Origin of the sequence: Paractinoplanes ferrugineus (assembly GCF_016862195.1) — a bacterium.
Classification (GTDB): Bacteria; Actinomycetota; Actinomycetes; order Mycobacteriales; family Micromonosporaceae; genus Actinoplanes; species Actinoplanes ferrugineus.
The window spans coordinates 307,383-325,834 of the sequence record NZ_BOMM01000003.1; the positions used below are offsets into that span (position 1 = coordinate 307,383).

At 70.0% G+C, this 18,452-nt stretch carries 13 protein-coding genes; 8 read left to right on the top strand and 5 right to left on the bottom strand.

Annotated features, from left to right (window positions below; genetic code table 11):
* Positions 1-5: 5 nt before the first annotated feature.
* From Afe05nite_RS04220 to Afe05nite_RS04240, 5 genes are all read left to right on the top strand, one after another.
* Positions 6-2,036 carry a putative bifunctional diguanylate cyclase/phosphodiesterase gene (locus Afe05nite_RS04220; RefSeq protein WP_438867549.1) on the top strand — a complete coding sequence of 677 codons (2,031 nt, stop codon included), beginning with the start codon at positions 6-8 and terminating at the stop codon, positions 2,034-2,036.
* 52 nt (positions 2,037-2,088) lie between these two features.
* Positions 2,089-2,388: an Asp-tRNA(Asn)/Glu-tRNA(Gln) amidotransferase subunit GatC gene (gene gatC / locus Afe05nite_RS04225; RefSeq protein WP_203815640.1), complete on the top strand. Its 300-nt coding sequence runs from the start codon at positions 2,089-2,091 to the stop codon at positions 2,386-2,388.
* A gap of 2 nt (positions 2,389-2,390) precedes the next feature.
* Positions 2,391-3,854, top strand: coding sequence for an Asp-tRNA(Asn)/Glu-tRNA(Gln) amidotransferase subunit GatA (gene gatA / locus Afe05nite_RS04230; protein WP_203815600.1), 1,464 nt, complete (start codon positions 2,391-2,393; stop codon positions 3,852-3,854).
* Between the two features lie 540 nt (positions 3,855-4,394).
* Complete coding sequence (locus tag Afe05nite_RS04235; protein ID WP_203815601.1) at positions 4,395-4,610, top strand: hypothetical protein; 216 nt, start codon at positions 4,395-4,397, stop codon at positions 4,608-4,610.
* Between the two features lie 88 nt (positions 4,611-4,698).
* Positions 4,699-4,860: a hypothetical protein gene (locus tag Afe05nite_RS04240; RefSeq protein ID WP_203815602.1), complete on the top strand. Its 162-nt coding sequence runs from the start codon at positions 4,699-4,701 to the stop codon at positions 4,858-4,860.
* 4 nt (positions 4,861-4,864) lie between these two features.
* Here the strand turns inward: Afe05nite_RS04240 and Afe05nite_RS04245 are convergent, their stop codons facing one another.
* A complete protein-coding gene (locus Afe05nite_RS04245; RefSeq protein WP_203815603.1) occupies positions 4,865-6,307 on the bottom strand; it encodes a M1 family metallopeptidase in 1,443 nt (480 codons plus the stop codon).
* Positions 6,308-6,429: 122 nt separating this feature from the next.
* Between Afe05nite_RS04245 and gatB the strand changes: the two genes are divergently transcribed.
* Positions 6,430-7,923 (top strand): Asp-tRNA(Asn)/Glu-tRNA(Gln) amidotransferase subunit GatB, encoded by a 1,494-nt coding sequence (gatB, locus tag Afe05nite_RS04250; RefSeq protein WP_203815604.1) that lies wholly within the window; start codon positions 6,430-6,432, stop codon positions 7,921-7,923.
* Positions 7,924-8,824: 901 nt separating this feature from the next.
* Here gatB and Afe05nite_RS04255 read toward each other — a convergent pair.
* The 3 genes from Afe05nite_RS04255 to Afe05nite_RS04265 form a co-directional block, all read right to left on the bottom strand.
* Positions 8,825-10,444: a metallophosphoesterase family protein gene (locus Afe05nite_RS04255; protein ID WP_203815605.1), complete on the bottom strand. Its 1,620-nt coding sequence runs from the start codon at positions 10,442-10,444 to the stop codon at positions 8,825-8,827.
* A gap of 42 nt (positions 10,445-10,486) precedes the next feature.
* Positions 10,487-11,647: a PQQ-dependent sugar dehydrogenase gene (locus Afe05nite_RS04260; RefSeq protein WP_203815606.1), complete on the bottom strand. Its 1,161-nt coding sequence runs from the start codon at positions 11,645-11,647 to the stop codon at positions 10,487-10,489.
* A 77-nt stretch (positions 11,648-11,724) separates the two neighbouring features.
* A complete protein-coding gene (locus Afe05nite_RS04265; protein WP_203815607.1) occupies positions 11,725-12,126 on the bottom strand; it encodes a PH domain-containing protein in 402 nt (133 codons plus the stop codon).
* Between the two features lie 188 nt (positions 12,127-12,314).
* Here Afe05nite_RS04265 and Afe05nite_RS04270 point away from each other — a divergent pair, with 188 nt between their 5' ends.
* Positions 12,315-14,942: a putative bifunctional diguanylate cyclase/phosphodiesterase gene (locus Afe05nite_RS04270; RefSeq protein WP_239117537.1), complete on the top strand. Its 2,628-nt coding sequence runs from the start codon at positions 12,315-12,317 to the stop codon at positions 14,940-14,942.
* A gap of 885 nt (positions 14,943-15,827) precedes the next feature.
* Here the strand turns inward: Afe05nite_RS04270 and Afe05nite_RS04275 are convergent.
* The gene (locus Afe05nite_RS04275; RefSeq protein WP_203815608.1) at positions 15,828-16,838 is read right to left on the bottom strand and encodes a LacI family DNA-binding transcriptional regulator; all 1,011 of its coding nucleotides are present in this window, start codon (positions 16,836-16,838) and stop codon (positions 15,828-15,830) included.
* Between the two features lie 302 nt (positions 16,839-17,140).
* On the opposite strand from Afe05nite_RS04275, the gene Afe05nite_RS04280 reads away from it, so the two are divergent.
* Positions 17,141-18,418, top strand: a complete 1,278-nt coding sequence (locus Afe05nite_RS04280; RefSeq protein WP_203815609.1) for an ABC transporter substrate-binding protein — start codon at positions 17,141-17,143, stop codon at positions 18,416-18,418.
* The last annotated feature ends 34 nt before the right edge of the window (positions 18,419-18,452 follow it).

Sequence of the window (18,452 nt, forward strand, 5' to 3'; positions counted from 1 at the left end):
GTCGCATGGACGCCGCACGCCGTCGCAGTCCCGACCAGGACCCCGGGTGGGCCTCGGTCGAGCGGCGTCGCGCGCTCCTCGTGACGACGGTGTTCGTGCTCGTGGTCGATCTTGTGCTCTGGGCCTGCGCGTCGGCGACGTTCGCGGCCCTGCCGGGGGCGTACTGGCTCATGGCAGCGCTGGCCGTGGTGGTCGATGCGCGGCCCTACGTCCTGGCCGACCGGCGATCCAGCTCGGTCATCCTGCCGTCGATCTGCTTCACCTTCGCCATCGCGCTGGCCTGGGGATTCGTGCCGGCACTGGCGGTGCAGCTCGTCGCCGTCACCGTGGCCGGGGTGCGGATGCGGCAACCGGTCCGTCGCTCGCTTCATCTGGGAGTGCAGCATGCAGTGGCGATCGGCGCGGCGGCCATCGTTGCCGCCGCCGTCTCCCTGCGCATCGGGCCTCAGCCCGGCTGGGACGACGCGCTGCTGACCGTGGCCGCGGCCGCCGCCTGGATCCTCGCCCGCTACGGCCTTGCCGCGCTGGTGGCCCGGGTCGGGTCGCACCGTCGCCGCGGCCGGGCCCGCCGGCCGGGCGTCGAGGTGCTGGCCACCGCGGCGTTGCTGCTGCTCGGACCGGTGGTGCTGGCCACCGCGCAGGTCGGGCTGACGTTCGTGCCACTCGTCCTGCTGGCGCTGCACGCGGTGCACCGGATGGTGCGGTCGGCCGGGGAGTCGGAGCGGGCCGCCCGGGTGGACGCGCTCACCGGCCTGCCCAACCGCCGCGCTCTCCAGTCGACGGTCGGCGAAGGCGGTCGCGAACGAGCGCTGCTGCTGCTCGACATCGACCGGTTCCGGGCCGTCAACGACGCGCTCGGACATCGGGTCGGCGACCGGCTGCTCGTCGAGGTCGGCCGCCGCCTCACCGACGTGGTGCCCGCCCACGACCTGGTGGTACGGCTGGGCGGCGACGAGTTCGCGGTCCTGGCCAACCGGGTCGACGGTGCCCCCGAGGCCCGGCGGATCGCCCAGCATCTGGCCGAGGCGCTCAACCGCCCGTTCGCCCTCGATGGCCTGCCGGTCGACGTGACCGCCTCGATCGGCATCGCGTTGCAGGACGAACCCGACGCCGACTGCGCCACGCTGCTGCGCGAGGCCGAGGTCGCGATGTACGACGCCAAGCAACGCGGTGACCAGGTCGCCGTCTACGGTCCCGACGCCGCGCACCACTCGCCCGACCGGCTCACCCTGCTCGCCGACCTGCGCCGCGCGCTGCGCGAGGACGCGCCCGACGACGGCATAGTGCTCTTCTACCAGCCGCAGATCGCCATCGCGACCGGCGAGGTGGTCGGCGTGGAGGCCCTGCTGCGCTGGCAGCATCCCGAGCGCGGCATGGTCGGCCCGGAGGAGCTGATCCGGGTGGCCGAGCCGACCCCGGTGATGCGACTGCTGACCGGCCGGGTCCTGCACGACGTGGTCGCCCAACTGGCGGAATGGCGCGACGCCGGCACCCCGCTGCGTGCGGCGGTCAACGTGAGCGCCCGCGACCTGCACGCCGGGGGCATCGCCGACCAGGTCGACGAACTGCTGCACGAGTACGGCGTACCGGCCGACCTGCTACAGCTGGAAATCACCGAGAGCGCCCTGATGGCCGACCCGCACCGGGTCCTCAACACCATCACCCGCCTCGACCACATGGGCGTGGCGATCTCCCTGGACGACTTCGGCACCGGCTACTCCTCGTTGCAGCACCTGCGCCGGCTGCCGCTGGCCGAGGTGAAGATAGACCGGTCGTTCGTCCTCGGGATGGCCACCGACCGGGGGGACGCCGCCATCGTCCGCTCGGTGATCGACCTGGCCGAGGCGCTGGGCCTGCGCGCGGTGGCCGAGGGGGTCGAGGACGAACGGACCTGGCGCCTGCTGGCGGCGGCCGGCTGCCACGCCGCCCAGGGCTGGTTCCACGCCCGCCCGATGCCGCCGGACGAGCTCGCCGGCTGGCTGGCCCGCTACCGCCCGCTGCGGCCCGGTCCGACCCCACTGGCCCTGCCCCGCTGAACGCCGAAATAGACTCTCTCGGTCAGCTATCGAATCCAGAAAGAGGGGCATGATGGCCGCCATCTCCCGCGAAGAGGTCGCGCATCTCGCGCGCCTGTCGCGGCTCGCCGTGACCGAGCAGGAACTGGATCAGTTTGCGGGGCAGCTCGACGTGATCCTGCAGTCGGTCGCGCGGGTCGGCGAGGTGGCCGCGGATGACATTCCGCCCACCTCGCACTCGGTGCCGCTGACCAATGTCTACCGCGACGACGTCCCGCAGCCCTCCCTCACGCAGGCCGAGGCGCTCTCCGGTGCGCCGGACGCGTTCGAGGGCCGGTTCCGGGTGCCGCGGATCCTGGACGAGGAGGCGTGAGCATGTCCGAGCTGACCAGGATGTCGGCTGTCGAGCTGGCCGGGAAGATCGCCGCCAAGGAGGTCTCGGCGGTGGAGGTGGCGCAGGCTCACCTCGACCGCATCTCCGCGGTCGACGAGCGGGTGCACGCCTTCCTGTACGTCGACGCCGAAGGGGCGTTGAACGCCGCCAAGCGGGTCGACCGGGGCGAGGTGACCGGGCCGCTGGCCGGGGTGCCGGTCGCGGTCAAGGACGTGATCGCCACCAAGGGGGTGCCGACCACCGCCGCCTCCAAGATCCTCGAAGGCTGGCGCCCGCCCTACAACGCGACGATCGTCGAGCGCCTCCAGGCCGCCGGCACGGTGATGCTCGGCAAGACCAACATGGACGAGTTCGCCATGGGGTCCTCGACCGAATACTCGGCCTACGGCGCGACCAACAACCCGTGGGACCTCGGGCGCATCCCCGGTGGTTCGGGTGGTGGCTCGGCGGCGGCGCTGGCGGCCTACGAGGCCCCGCTCGCCATCGGCACCGACACCGGCGGATCCATCCGGCAGCCGGGCGCGGTCACCGGCACCGTGGGCGCCAAGCCGACCTACGGCGGTACCTCCCGGTACGGCCTGATCGCGTTCTCCTCCTCGCTCGACACCCCCGGGCCCTGCGCCCGCAACGTCGAGGACGCGGCGCTGCTGCACTCGGTGATCGCGGGCCACGACGTACGCGACTCGACCTCCATCCCGCAGCCGGTGCCCGACGTGGTCGCGGCCGCCCGGCTCGGCGCGAGCGGTGACCTGACCGGCGTCAAGCTCGGCCTGGTCAAGGAGTTCGCCGGCGACGGTTCCGAGCCCGGTGTCGCCGCCGCCTTCCGGGAGTCGCTGGAGGCGCTGGTCAAGCTGGGTGCCGAGGTCGTCGAGGTGTCCTGCCCGCACTTCGAGTACGCCCTCCCGGCGTACTACCTGATCGCCCCGTCGGAGTGCTCCTCCAACCTGGCCCGGTTCGACGGCGTCCGCTACGGCCTGCGGGTCGGCGACGACGGCAACCGGTCGCTCGAGGAGGTCATGTCGATGACCCGCGACGCCGGCTTCGGGCCCGAGGTCAAGCGCCGGATCATCCTCGGGACGTACGCGCTGAGCAGCGGCTACTACGACGCCTACTACGGCCAGGCGCAGAAGGTCCGCACGCTCATCACGCGGGACTTCCAGAAGGCGTTCGAGCAGGTCGACGTGCTGGTCTCGCCGACCACGCCGTTCGTGGCGTTCCCGTTCGGGTCGCGCACCTCCGACCCCTACCAGATGTACCTCGCCGACCTGTTCACGATCCCGACGAACCTCTACGGCGGGCCGGCCATCTCGGTGCCGTGCGGCCTGTCCGAGGGACTGCCGGTCGGCTTCCAGATCATGGCGCCGACCATGGCGGACGACCGGATGTACCGGGTGGGGGCGGCGCTCGAGTCCGCTGTCGGGACCCTCACGCCGCCGGCCCTCTAGCGGTCGAAAGGACCGGAGTGCTCACTCGGATCGAGATCGACCGGTTCAAGACGTTCCGCGATTTCGCCCTGGACCTACCGCCGTTCCTGGTGGTTCTGGGGCGAAACGGCGCCGGAAGTCCAACCTGTTCGACGCACTCCGGTTCCTCTCCCACACCGCCTCCGAACCGCTCGCGAAAGCGGCCCAGTCCGCCCGCGGCGACCTGCTGGAACTGTTTCACCACAGTGCGGCCGGCAAACGAGCCCACCGGCTGCGGTTCGCCGTCGAAGTGCTCCTCGACAGCGCCACCACCGACGACTTCGGGGAGCCGGCGGTGCCCCGGTCCGTTCGGGTCCGTTACGAGTTGACCATCGAGCTCCGCGAGACGCACGACCAGCTCAGGCTCTTCGTGGTGGAGGAGTCGGCGCGTGCGCTGCCGCCGAATGAGGATCGGTGGGCGGCACAGTTCCCCGACCTCGCGGCCGGTTGGTCAGTCCGGCCGAGATCGCCGAGTTCGAGGTTTGATCGCCGAAGGCCCCTCCGACGATCAGTCTTCGCCGGATGATCGAGGACGTCTGCGCGACCGAGCTCAACTCGGCGGTCGACGTCGACCAGGTTGCCGTGCTGCGGCAACGCAAGCGACCGCCGACCATTCCGGAGATCATCGAGCAGGTCGAGGAGAACGCGGACACCTTCCACCTCGTTTTCGTGCATCGAGACCAGGACGGCAACACCGAGCGGGTCAACCAGTATTTCCGAGGCGTGGGTGCTGGCTGACGGCGATGCGCTGCGGGCCGTGCTTGGCGTTCGCTGGCCTGATGCTGAGCTCGGCGTGCCGGCCCCGCCGAGGGATGTCGAGCGGATCGTGGAACCTGAAGTTCCTGTTCGTGAGCTGACGAATCGGATCGGCCGGCCGATCGACGACTTCTACGAGTCGGTCGCCCTGGACGTACTTCGCGCGGTGCCGTCGTTCGCCGCGGCCCGGAGCGCGACGGTCGCCGCGCTCGCGGACCTCGGTTATCGCTGACCTGCTACGCGGGCGTCGTCTTGCTGTCCAGCCAGGTGTTGATCAGCTTGGTGAAATCGCGACCGGTCTGCTTGTTGACGAACGCGATGAACGACGCCCTGGTCTGCTGGGTGCCCTTCTGCGACTGCACCCACGCCTTGGCCAGGGCGAAGAACTTGGCGTCGCCGAGCGCGTCGTTGAGCTCCTTGAGCATGGCCGCCGGGCAGATGTAGACGTTGCTCTCGGCGAAGTTGGCCGCCTTGGGGTGGGCCGGCGGACCGAGCTTGCGGCGCTGCACGGCGTCGGTCTTGCGCAGGTAGTCCTCGAGCTGCTTGTCGGTCAGGTGGTAGAGCTCCTGCTCCCAGAGGAACTGGGCATAGGTCGCCCAGCCCTCGTTGAGCCACAGGTCGTTCCACCCGCTCGGGGTGACCGCGTCGCCGAACCACTGGTGCGCGTACTCGTGGAGCAGGTCCTCCTCGAAGGACGCGGCGTCGAACTTCTCGACCGCCCGGCCCATCGTGATCATCTGCTGGGTCTCCATACCGGAGGCCGAGTCGACGAGCACGATACCGCCGGAGGGGAACGGGTACGGCCCGAAGCGCTTCTCCAGGAACGTCAGAAAGGCCGGCGATTTCTTCAGCGACGGCAGCATCTTGGCGTCGGTCTGGTCGCGGTACCAGTACGTCAGGGGAATGCCACGCGGGCCCTGACCGGTCGCCTTCTTGTACTTGCCGACCGCCAGCGTCTGCAGGTACGACGCCATCGGCTCGGCGCTGCTGTACTTGAACGTGTTGCCCTGCTGCCCCGCGGGGGTGCCGGCGGTGATCGCCGACCAGCCCGCCGGAACGGTCACCGCGATGTCGTAGAGGGCCTTGTCCGAGGGCTGGTCGTTGGCCGGGAACCAGGTGAACGCGCCGAACGGCTCCTGCATCGTCCAGAGGCCGCCCTCCTTGGTGATCGTCAGACCGAGCGGCTCGGTGTCGGTGCGGTGCGAGGGCATCGGGGTGGTGGCCGGTCGGCCGTGGTAGACGACGGTGAGCGTGACCGGCTTGTCCTTGGTGACGGCGGTCGGCACCACCAGGCGCTCGGCCTTCACCGCGGCCGTCGGCACCTCGGTGTCGTCGACCGTCACCTTGTCGAGCGTGTAGGGCTTGAAGTCGAGGTCGATCGAGGCGGCGTCGGCGGCCGGGCGGATCCGCAGGACCGCCGTACCGGTAAGGGTCTTGCTGTTCGGGGCCCAGTTGAGCTTGAGGTCGTAGTGCAGCACGTCGAGGGCGGCGTTGCCGTGGGCCGGGTAGATCGGGTCCTTGACCGGGGTGGAGGTGCCCTTGGTCCAGGCGGTGTAGTCGATCGCGGTGGTGGCCGCGGCCGGCGCCGCCGAGGACGGCGGGGCGCTGGCGGCCGGTTTGTCCGCACAGCCGGCGAGGACGACCGCGGCGAGGGCCACGGCCAACAGGGTGGGGCGCATGCGGCGGACGCTACCGAAACGATCACCCGCTGTGGGGGCAGCCCGAGGTCGCCGAAATTCTGTCGGTGGCGGCCACTAGGCTTAAGCCGAAAGTCACCGGATCCAGTCTGGGAGCTCATCGCATGACCACCACCGCCCTGCCGACGTACGAGGACGCCATCGCCCGCTTCGAGCCGGTCATCGGCCTGGAGACGCACGTCGAGCTGGGCACGCAGACCAAGATGTTCTGCGGCTGCCGCACCGAGTTCGGCGCGGAGCCCAACACCCAGGTCTGCCCGGTCTGCCTGGCCCTGCCCGGTGCGCTGCCGGTGGCCAACCGGGCCGGCATCGAGGCGACGATCCGGATCGGCCTCGCGCTCAACTGCAGCATCGCCGAGTGGTGCCGGATGGCCCGGAAGAACTACTTCTACCCGGACATGCCGAAGAACTTCCAGACCTCGCAATACGACGAGCCGCTGTGCGTCGACGGTTATGTCGACGTGGAGGTCGACGGCAAGTCCTACCGCATCGGCATCGAGCGGGTCCACCTCGAGGAAGACACCGGCAAGACGCTGCACGTCGGCGGCGCGACCGGCCGCATCCAGGGCGCCACCGAGTCGCTTGTCGACTACAACCGGGCCGGCATCCCGCTCGTCGAGATCGTCACCAAGCCGGTGCCGGGCCTGGGTGAGCTGGCTCCCGAGGTGGCGAAGGCCTACGTGGCCGAGCTGCGCGACATCATCCGCTCGCTCGGCGTCTCCGACGTGCGCATGGAGCAGGGCTCACTGCGCTGCGACGTCAACACCTCGCTCAACAAGCCGGGCGACGAGTGGGGCACCCGCACCGAGACGAAGAACGTGAACTCGCTGCGCTCCGTGGAGCGTGCGGTCCGTTCCGAGATCATCCGGCAGGCGAGCGTGCTCGACGAGGGCGGTCGCATCACCCAGGAAACCCGCCACTTCCACGAGGACCGCGGCGACACCAGCCCCGGCCGCTCGAAGGAGACGGCGACCGACTACCGCTACTTCCCCGAGCCCGACCTGGTGCCGATCGTGGCCGACCCGGCGTGGGTGGCCGAGCTCAAGGCGGCCCTGCCGGAGCGTCCGAGCGCCAAGCGGGCCCGGCTGGGCGAGGAGTGGGGCATCAGCGCGACCGACATGCAGTCGGTGGCCAACGCGGGCGCCGTCGAGCTGATCGAGGAGACCATCGCCGCCGGCGCCTCCCCGGCCGGCGCGCGCAAGTGGTGGATGGGCGAGCTGGCCCGCCGCGCCAACGAGACCGGTGTCGAGCTGTCCGCCATCGGCGCCACCCCGGCGCAGGTCGCCGCCCTGCAGAAACTCGTCGACGAGGGCAAGCTCAACGACAAACTGGCCCGCGCCGTGCTCGAAGGCGTCGTCGCCGGCGAGGGCGAGCCCGCCGCCGTCATGGCCGCCCGCGGCCTCGGGGTAGTCAACGACGAGGGCGCCCTCACCGCGGCCGTCGACGAGGCCATCGCCGCCAACCCCGACATCGCCGCCAAAATCCGCGAAGGCAAGCTCGCCGCCGCCGGCGCCCTGGTCGGCGCCGTCATGAAGACCACCCGCGGCCAGGCCGATGCCAAGACCGTCCGCGACCTCATCTTGGCGCGCCTTTCCTGAGGTACGCCCTACCCAAGCCCCGCCGCGCCCGGCAAGCCGGGTGCCGTCCCGGCCTCCGTGCCGCCCCCATCCGGCGAGACCGCACCCAGACCTCACCCCCATAACCACCCAAACCACCCTCCCGCAGCCGCCTGGTCCCACTCCCACCGCACAGAGACCAGGCGCCTGCGGCCGCCACCGACCCCGCGCGCTCCCGCCTCGCGCACCCGTCCCGAGCGCTGCCTGCGCCCTTCTGACTCACGCCGGCTTCCCCCGCCCCGCGCATGGCCTTCTCCGCTGTGCCCCAAGCCGGCCCTACCCTGGTCGCGGCGCCGCGTGGCACCTCCTTCGCCACCAAGCCGGTTGCGGCCATCGCTTTCGGTGCGCGACGCCGCTGCTGCCTCGGCCACGCCCACCGCGCTGGTGAGCCCCCGGTTTGGCGGTCATGGAGTTCTGCCGGCCTTGGCGGCTCGTCGTGCTGGCGGGCTCGTCGACTGAGCGATACCGCCACCCGCCGGCCAGCGCGGTCTCCTCGGCCAGCGCGCCCCCGCCCCCCAGCGTGCCCCCGCCCCCAGCGCGCCCCCCCTGCTGGCAGTGGGGGATCTGGGACGCCGCTGATCGTGCCTCGGGGTTGGCCGGCTCGTCGCCGCCGGCCGCGAGTTGGGCACGTAGGTGACGGCGGCGCTGCCGGTCAGGACGTTCGTCAGCGGCTTGACGAAACTGCTGTCGCCGCATCGGTGCGGGCGTCAAGATCCGCGCAACTTCAGGGAAAAGGGGGTCTCCCGGCAATTCGAGAGCCCTTTTCAATGAAGTTGGGGTCAGGTGGGCACTGGGCGCGGCAGAAAAGAGGTGAATAGTCGGTTTTGGGTCCGGCGGTTCGCGCGAGGGACGCTGCGGAGCTGTGTGCGCGGCGGGCGGAGGGCTAGCGGCTTGGTTCGGCGCTGGCGGGGGTGGACGGGGTGGCGGAGGGCTCTTCCTTGGCGCCGACGACGTTTCGCTGCATTTCCACGTTGGATTGACCGGTGCCGCCCAGTCTGATGTCGTCGTAGGCCTTGAGCTGGTGCTTCTCGTCGAAGTAGAGGACCGACAGGCTCAGCGGCGTCGGTTTCTCCTTCTCCAGGCCGCGCAGGCCGGCGCCGCCGGTGGAGCCTTCCACCAACAGCCGGGTCTGCATCGGCGTGCCGGCTGCGGTGTTGGCGCTCGGCGAGGGCTCGGGGAACGGGGCGGCGGAGGGGTCCGGGGTGGGGGCGGGCAGCAGGCTGACCTCGCGCTGGTGCTTGTGTCCGGCCAGCACCAGGGGCACTACTCCGGACAGCGGCTGGGCCATGGCCGGGTCGTGCACGAGGGCGATGTCGACGGGCTTGCCGTAGTTCTCGACCGTGGTGGCCAGTCGGCCACCGGCGAGCACAAGCGGGTCGTTGCCCGGATCGTCGGCTTTGGCGGCCGGCGTCTCGCTCTTGTCGGGGGTGAACTCGGGGTCGCCGATGCCGGCGATGGTCAGCCCGTCCACCTCGACGACCTTGTCGTCGAGCACGATGGCGTTCTTCTGGCGGGCGACCGCGGCCTGGATCGCCGGCGAGTCGTGGTTGCCGCGGACATAGATGTAGGGCACGCCGACCGACGGGATCGAGCTGACGTAGCCGGTTTCGGCGCTGCTGCCCCAGTCGACCATGTCGCCGGTGTCGATCACCGCGTTGATGTCGAACGTCTGCACCACGGTGCGGATCAGTCCCCACGACGCCGGGTTGAGGTGCAGGTCGCTGACGTGCAGGATGCGTGTGGTGTTGCCGGCCGGCTCGTAGACCGGCAGCGTCGACACCGTGGTGTAGAGGCGGCTCACGTTGCTGACGATCTGTTGCAGCTGGTCCGCGTACCGTCCGTAGTTGTCGGCGATGCGGCGGGCGTCACCGACCACGGCCGGGGCGTTGACCAGCAGGCCTTCATAGCGTGGCTCGGCGATCGAGTCGGGGCGCAGGGTGCCGGCCGCGAGGCCGAGGCTGCCCAGTGTCGCGACGAGCGCGGTCACCATGGCGCCGGCGACCCGGCGCATGTTCCGGAAGATCAGCGCGGCCAGGATCATGGCGCTGAGCACGGCGATGCCGAGCGAGCGCAGGCCGAGGCGGATGACGCCGCTGCGTACGTCGTCGACGGCGTTCTCGCCGGCCGAGCCGATCGCGGCGGGATCGTCGATCAGGGCTTCGGTACGGTTCTGGTCGAGCGACGCCAGGTTGACCTTGAGGTGGATCGGACCGTCGTGGCTGTCGAGGTGCAGCGAGCCGAGCGGCGGGATGTCCACCTCGGTGCCGCCCTGGATCGACGGGCTGATCGACATCTCGGCGCGGAACGGGCCCACGTTGAGGTCGGTGTGGCCGAACAGCATCGTGCCGATCACCACGCCGCCGAGACTCACCAGGCCGACGGCGGCGGCGATGCGGACCCGCCTGGTCCAGCGATTGCGGTAGAGACGGCCGGTGGCCGCGGCTGTGGTGCCGGCGCGGCGTCGAATCGTCGACCAACGGTGCAGCCACTGGTGATCGGTCATCAGTTGATCAACCTGCCCCATCCCGCCCGTAGTCAAACAGTCTCAACTGCGGCCGGCACCGCCGCTGGAGAACACCAGGCGGAGGATGCGGTCGTCGTCGGGAGCCGGTTCGCCGCCCGGCTCCTGGTTCGAGGTGCTCGCCCACAGCGAACCGTCCGGCGCCAGCACCAGGCCACGCAGCCGGCCGTACTCCTTGGTCAGCAGGGCTTGCGGGCTGCCGAGAACGGTGCCGTTGCCGGTGACGTTGAGCAACCAGATGCGCTGGCCCAGCAGGCAGGCGGTGGCCAGGGACTGCTCGACCGGGGCGATGCCGGCACAGTACGAATCGGCGGTCGGCCACGTCTGCATCGGGTTGACCAGCGCCGGATCGTTGCCGGCCCCGTCGACCTTGGCCCAGCCGTAGTTCTTGCCCTTCTCGATCACGTTCAGCTCACCGTTGCGGGGCTGGCCGCTCTCGGTGGCGTACATCTTGCGGTCGGCACCCCAGGTGATGCCCTGCACGTTGCGGTGGCCGGAACTCCAGACCAGCGAATCCTTCACCGGGTTGTCGGCCACCGGCTTGCCGTCCGTGGTCATCCGCAGGATCTTGCCGCCGAGACTCTTCGGGTTCTGCGCGAGCGTGCCGTTCGTGGCGTCACCGGTCCCGGCGTACAGCAGATTGTCGGGGCCGAAGGCCAGCGCCCCGCCGTTGCCGTCGGCGGATCGGGGGATGCCGGTGACGATCGGCTGCAGTTTGCCCTTGAGGGTCAGCTTGCCGATGCGGTTGTCCTTGGCGGTCGAGTAGTAGACGAAGACCGCCTTGTCGGTTTCGTATTTCGGCGAGACCGCGATGCCGAGCAGGCCACCGTCGCCGGAGGGCTGGACCTCGGTGAGCTTCTGCACCTCGGTGACGGTCAGACCGTTCGCATCGGACTTCGGGCCGACCTGCAGGATACGGCCGGAGTCACGCTCGGTGACGAGCGCGGCTCCGTCGGGCAGGAACGCCATGCCCCACGGGACCTTGAGGCCCTTGGCGAGCACGGTGACCGCCACCTCCTGGTCGCCCTGATCTTCGCTGGAGAACGAGACGGACGGTTTGGGCAGGTTGGGTGGGGCACCCTGCTCGTCGGGATCGGGCGGCCCGAAGCTGCACGCCGTGGTCAGCGCCAGCACGGCACCGAGCGACAGGGCCGTGGCCCGGGCCCGGCGGAAACGCACGATCACGCGACCTCCTCGACGTCGACGAACCCAGGGTAGCGGCGCAACCTTGGAACCCTGGGGCGATCACTCGTCGTGCGCTTCTACTCCTGGGGTTTTCCGCCGTCGGTGGGCTGAGCCTGACTGATCTCCTGCTTGCCGGCGGCCAGCACCAGGGGGAGGTTGACCTTCGTGACGCCGGTCAGCCGGATCAGGTTGCCGTTGTCGAGCAGCGCGGACACCTGCCCGGACGAGTCGGGGGCCAGCTCGGAGATGCGCTGCCAGGGCACCTCGGTGCTGCCGACGAGGGCTCTGACCCGCAGTTCGTCGGCGTAGACGTCGGTGCCGGCGCGCCAGGCCCAGACGAACATGGCGACCGGCACCAGCAGGACCGGGGCCCACGCCCACCCGGCCCCGGCGAGCGGGACCGTGCCGACGAACGCGATCACGGCGGCGACCAGGAGCGCACCGGTCTTGCGGACACGAAGGAGGGGCTTTCTTCTCACCTGGTCATTGTCCCATCCCTGGTCCCGGCGGTTCGGGCCGGTGAGGGTTGTCCACAGGCGACGATTCACCCGTGCGTGCGGGGGAGCCCGGCCGTAACCTGTTCGAGGGACGGTCGTTGATCCGAGGCAACGCCCTCCCTTTAGCTAATCACCCCTTGACCGAACGGCATCACTAAGGATCCGTCGACGTGGCTGTGCAACCCCCCGTGCACGCCCGGCCAACCGACCGGGTGACCTTCCTCGGCGTGCCGGTGGTCGCTGTGATCGTGCTGATCGCAGGCCTCATCGGTGCCATTTCACCCACCGTCGCGCTGGCCCTCGGCGTCGGCGGCACCGGCCTCTGGGCCGGCATCCACCTCACTCGCGCCGCCCACGAGATCCACCGCTCCGACGGCTCCGTCGCGGCCTGCCGGGGCGCCGGGTTCATCGGCCTCGGCTCCCTGGCCACCGCGGTCACGGCGATGCTTGCGCTCTGGGGCCCGCCCTCGCTCGGCGTCTGGATCACTTGCGCGTACGCGGTGATCGTCGCCTGTTTCTCGACGGGTGTGCTGTTCCTCCCGGGCTGGGCCGAGAACTGGCAGGTCCGCACCCGCCGGGCCTTCGACGGCGCCGGGCTTGGGGTGAGTCTGACCTTCGCGGGCTACCTGATTCCCGTGGTCTCGCACCCTCATCTGGTCATCCTCCCGGCGATCATGCTGGGCGCGATCGGCATCTCGATCACCGTGGTGGCGATCCTGCGCGGCCGCCCGCATCGTCTTCCGTCGGTGCGTTGCGGCGCCGGGGTGATCGTGGTCCTGCTGGCGGTGGGCGTGCTGACCGCGCTTGGCACACTCGGCGTCGGTGGTGCCGTGCTGCCCGCGTCCGGCCTGGTGATCGTGGCCGGCCTGACCGCCGCGGCCGACGGCGCCAGCCGCCGCGACCTGCCGCCGACCCCGCTCGAGCCCCGCCATCCCGACCAGTACCTGGCGAGCTACCCGCTGCTGGCGGTCCCGGCCGGGGTCGGTGTGGTGGCCGCGCTGTGGCATCTGATCATGGTGCGCAAGTTCGACACCACCGCCGTCATCCTCGGCATCGGCATGGTGGCCGTGCTTGTCATGCGCGAGTTGCTGGTGGTTCGCGACATCCGGCGGTACGCGGGCCAACTCCAGTCCGCCGAGGCGCATTTCCGCTCCCTGGTGGCCGGCGCCACCGACCTCACCCTGGTGCTCGACGAACGGCTGCGGATCCGCTGGCAGTCGCCGGCCGCGTCGCGGCTGTTCGGCCTCACCGACGACGAGGTGGTGGGCCGATCGTTCGGTGAGCTGATCCATCCCGACGACGTGGCCGGGGCCCAGGCGGTGATCGACTCGGTGCTGGCCGGCGAGCACGCCGACGGACCGCCCGCGCTGGTCAGCGCCCGCCTGCGGGACGGCGCCGAGCTGTGGCGGGACACCGAGTCCACCATCTCCGACCAGCGGTCGGTGCCCGAGGTGGCGGCGCTCGTGGTGCACGTGCGTGACATCGGCGAGCGGCGGCATCTGGAGCGCGCACTGCACCGGTTGTCCTATTCGGACCAGCTCACCGGCTTGGCCAACCGGCGGGCTCTGATGCGCGACCTGCTGGCCTACCGCCGCCGGGCCGGTCAGCAGGGCACCCTGCTGGTGATCGACCTGCACGGCCTCGCCGAGATCAACGACTCCCGTAGCCGCGAGGTCGGCGACGCGGTGCTGATCGAGGTGGGTCGCCGGATCAAGACGCTCCTGCGGGAGGACGACGTGCTCGCGCGGCTGGGCGGCGACGAGTTCGCGGTTCTCACCGCCGACAGCGCCGTCCTGGCCTACGCACTGGCCACCCGCATCGCGACCGTGCTCACCGAGCCGCATCAGCTGCCCGGCGTGATCGTCGAGGTGCACACCAGCATCGGCCTGGCCGAACTGGCCGGCGGCGTCGACTCCGACGAGGTGCTGCGGCACGCCGACCTGGCCCGCAAACGGGCCCGGCAGCTTGGCCTCGACCGGGTGGAATGGTACGACCCCGACGTCGAGATGAAACTCAACCGCCGGATGGAGCTGGAACAGCAGCTGCTCGGCGCGGCCGACCGGGGCGAGCTCGACCTGGTCTTCCAGCCGGTCGTCGACCTGCGCACCGACGAGCCGGTCGGCGTCGAGGCCCTGCTCCGCTGGCGCCACCCGGAGCTGGGCACGATCCTGCCCGCCGAGCTCCTGCCGATCGCCCGCGCCGTCGGCATCAGCGCCGAGATCGACGAGTGGGTGCTGAACGCCGCCTGCAAACACCTCAGCGTCTGGTCGACCGGCGACAACGCGTTCTGGCTGTCGGTGAACGTCTCCCCCCGCGAGCTGCTGACGGCCCGCTTCCCCGATCGGGTGTCGACGACGCTGCAACGCCACGGCCTGGCTCCCGAACGCCTGGTGGTGGAGGTGGCCGAAGACTGGATAGCCGAGGATGTCCCCGCGATCGTCGCCTCGCTGTCCGCGTTGCGAAAATTGGGCGTACGAGCGGCCCTGGACGACTTCGGCGCCGGCCAAGCCTCCCTCTCCCACCTCCGCCGCCTCCCCGTCGACATGCTGAAACTCGACAAGTCCCTGGTGAACGCCGCCTCCGACGAGGCCTTGCCCGGAAGCGGCCCAGCCGTGATCGACGTGGTGGTGAGCCTGGGCCGCCGCCTGGGCCTCGAAATCGTCGCGAAGGGCCTGGAGTCACGCGACCAGATCGACCGGGCCGCCAAGGCGGGTTGCCTCTACGGCCAGGGCTTCGAGCTGGGCCGGCCGGCCCCCGCCGAACGCATGGAGGCCTACTTGGAAAGCCACCGCGCCTAACCTCCCCGCCTATGCCTATGCCTATGCCTACGCCGCGTTGTGCGTTGCGGTTGTGACCACCGCGCGCCTTGTCGACGAGCGCCGGCTCAACTGGTTGCCCGCGCCCGCTTCGCTGCTGGCCCGCGCCTTGTCGGCCCCCGCCTTGCTGGCCCGCGCCTTGTTGGCCCGCGCTCGCTGGCGTTAGCGGCTTGCGCTTGCCGGCCCGCGCCTGTGTCTGCCGACGCAACCGGTGTCCGTCGTTTCGACTGGACTGGGTTGTGCTGTGTCGGCGTCTGGCTCCGCGTTTCGGGTTGCGTCGACCGGCGCTGACGACTTCAAGATCAGCTGGACCGCGCGGATTAAAGCGGCCGGCCTCGGCATCCGCCCCGGCGACGCCGAAGATTTGGGGCGCGGGCCGAGGAATCGGCGTAACCCGCTGACACGCCGAGTCATCGGAGTAGGGCGCTTGGCCACGCAGCGTCATCGTCCAGCTCGCCGCCGAGAGTGGTGGCCCACCGAACCCGCATAGAGCGACAAACCGGACCAGGGCGGACGGGTGGGGAAGGTCGACCGGGTGGCGCGGAGGGGCTGCGGTTCCAGTAACTGTTGGTGCCAGCGTGCTGCGGCGCCCGAATCCGCTCAATTCCCAGATGGCAGCCAACGGGCCGGTGGTGGCTCCGGGAGCAGCGGGTGCAGCCGGCGGTGGCACGGCGGAACGGACCGGCTTCGCAGGGCGGAGACCAGCTCCGTCGGGCGGAACAAACCAGCTTCGTAGTTCGGATCTGCGCCGAGACGACGCGACGGGGTGGAACGGTCCAGCGGCGACACAGGCCCGCGCGGTGGTGACCGAGGCGCAGAACCGGCGAACGCGTGACGGCGGCGAATTCCGGGATGAACCGGGGTGGATCAGCGGGGTGGGGCGGTACTGCCTCGGGGGGTCAGGTGGGCGGCGGCGGTTTCGACGTCGCCGACGTCCTTGCCGTCTATCGAGGCGAGCAGTTCGCGGGCGGCGTGGGCGCCGTATTCGGCGATGTCTCGGGTCAGGGCGGTCAGGGGCGGGTGCACAAGACTGCACAGTGGGGAGTCGTCCCAGGCCACGATGGACAGGTCGCCGGGGACGGCCAGGCCCATCTCCTGTGCTACGGCCAGGCCGGCGACGGCCATCACGTCGTTGTCGTAGATGATCGCGGTGGGGCGCTGGGTGTCGATGAGCAGTCGGCGGGTCGCTCGGCTGCCCTCTTCGCCGGTGTAGTCGGAGGGCAGCGTGATGGCCTCGAGGTTGAGCGAGGCGCAGATGTCGTTGAAGGCTCGGTTGCGGGCCTGGGTGTGCAGGAGGCCGGGCAGGCCGCTGACGCGGGCGATGCGTCGATGGCCCAGGGCGACGAGGTAGCGGACCGCTTCGGTGATCGCGCCGGCGTCGTCGGACCAGATCTGGGCGATCTTGCCGGTTTCGCCGGGGCCGCCGATCACCACGGCGGGAAGTTGCAACTGCTGCAGGACCGGGATGCGGATGTCGTTTTCCCGCAGGTCGGTGACGATCACGCCGTCGATGCGGCGTTCGCCCCACCAGCGGCGGTAGACCTCCACCTCGAGTTCGGGCGTGGCCACGACCTGCAGGGTGAGGGCGTAGGACCGGGCTGACAGCTCGGCCTCGAATCCACTGATCAAGCCCATGAACCAGGGCTCGATGCCCAGGATGCGGGCCGGCCGGCACAGCGTCAGGCCGACGGCACGCGCGCTGGCGCCGGACAGCGCACGGGCAGCGCTGTTCGGGTTGAACCCGATTTCCTGGGCGATGGCAACGATGCGCTGCCGGGTCGCTTCGGAGACTCCGGGCTGTCCATTGAGCGCGTACGAGACGGCGCCCTTGGACACGCCCGCCCGCCGCGCGATGTCGGCGATCGTGGGCCGCTTCACTCGGTCTCCCTCTGAACTTTCCGGCTGAAGCTTACCGGCAGGCGGATTTGATGGAGCGCTCTCACGCGGTCGCGCGGCGAGATCGTCAGGCCTGGGGATGGTGGCTTGATCGGTTAAGTGTTACGGCACACACGCCCGCTTGTAAACGCCGATCGCCAATAAAGTCCGATTCGTCCCACTTAACCGTCACTGACAACGACGGGAAATCAACTCCGTAACACGGTATTGACAGTCATCGAGGCGGGGCTTAGCGTCACCACAACTTACCCGGTTCAGTAAATTCTCTCCTCTGTGGAGGCGTAATGAAACGACTTAGCAAGCGCGGCGTGGCGGCAGGCATCGCCGCAACCCTGGCCCTGGCGGGCTGCAGCGGGCAGAGCCTGGAAGGCAAGGGCGACAGCAAGGGTGGCTCGGACGCGATCACCCTCAAGGTCGCGTTCTGGGGCGACATGGGCCTCGACAAACTCAAGGCCACCTACGAGGCGGCCCACCCCAACGTCAAGATCGTGCTGAACTCGGGCGAGTACAACGCCCAGCACGAGGACCTGCAGAAGAAGCTGGTCGCCGGCTCCGGCGCCCCCGACATCTCCGCGGTCGACGAGGGCTTCATCGTTCAGTTCCGCAGCCAGGCCGACAAGTTCGTCAACCTGATGGACAAGGGCGGCGCGGAGTACGAGTCGAAGTACCTGCCCTGGAAGTGGAAGCAGTCGCTGTCCTCGGACGGCAAGCAGATCGGTCTCGGCACCGACGTCGGCGGCCTCGCCATGTGCTACCGCTCGGACCTGTTCAAGAAGGCGGGCCTGCCCACCGACCGCGAGTCCGTGAGCAAGCTCTGGACCAACTGGGACGACTTCATCACGGTCGGCAAGCAGTACACCGCGCGGACCGGCAAGAAGTTCATCGACTCCGGCACCAACATGTTCAACCCGGTGCTCTCGCAGCAGCCCGTCGGCCTCTACGACGAGAGCGAGAAGCTGCAGATGGAGGGCGGCCCCAAGGTCGCGTTCGAGGCCAGCATGAAGGCCATCGACGCGGGCATCTCGGCCAACCTCGCCAGCTTCCAGCCGAACTGGGACCAGGGCTTCAAGAAGGATCAGTTCGCCGTCCTCGCCTGCCCGGCCTGGATGCTCGGTCACATCCAGGACACCGCGCCGGAGCAGAAGGGCAAGTGGGACATCGCCGCGATCCCCGGTGGCGGCGGTAACTGGGGCGGCTCGTGGTGGACCATCCCGGCCCAGGGCAAGAACGTCGACGCCGCGGCCGACTTCGTGAAGTGGCTGGTCGCGCCGGAGCAGCAGATCGAGGTCTTCAAGTCGGTCGGCAACCTGCCCTCGCAGCCGGCCCTCTACAAGGACCCGGCGGTGCTGGACTACAAGAAGGAATTCATGAGCAACGCGCCCACCGGCCAGATCTTCGCGTCCACCGCGGAGCAGTTGAAGCCGCAGTACCTGGGCAAGAAGAACGGCCCGACCCGGGTCGCCGTCGAGAACGTCATCACCCAGGTCCAGCAGGGCAAGCTCAAGTCGAGCGCGGCCTGGGCCGAAGCGGTCAAGCAGGCTGAGAAGGCGTCCAACTCCTGATCTCACCCTCGATAACGGCGGGGCGGCTCATGCC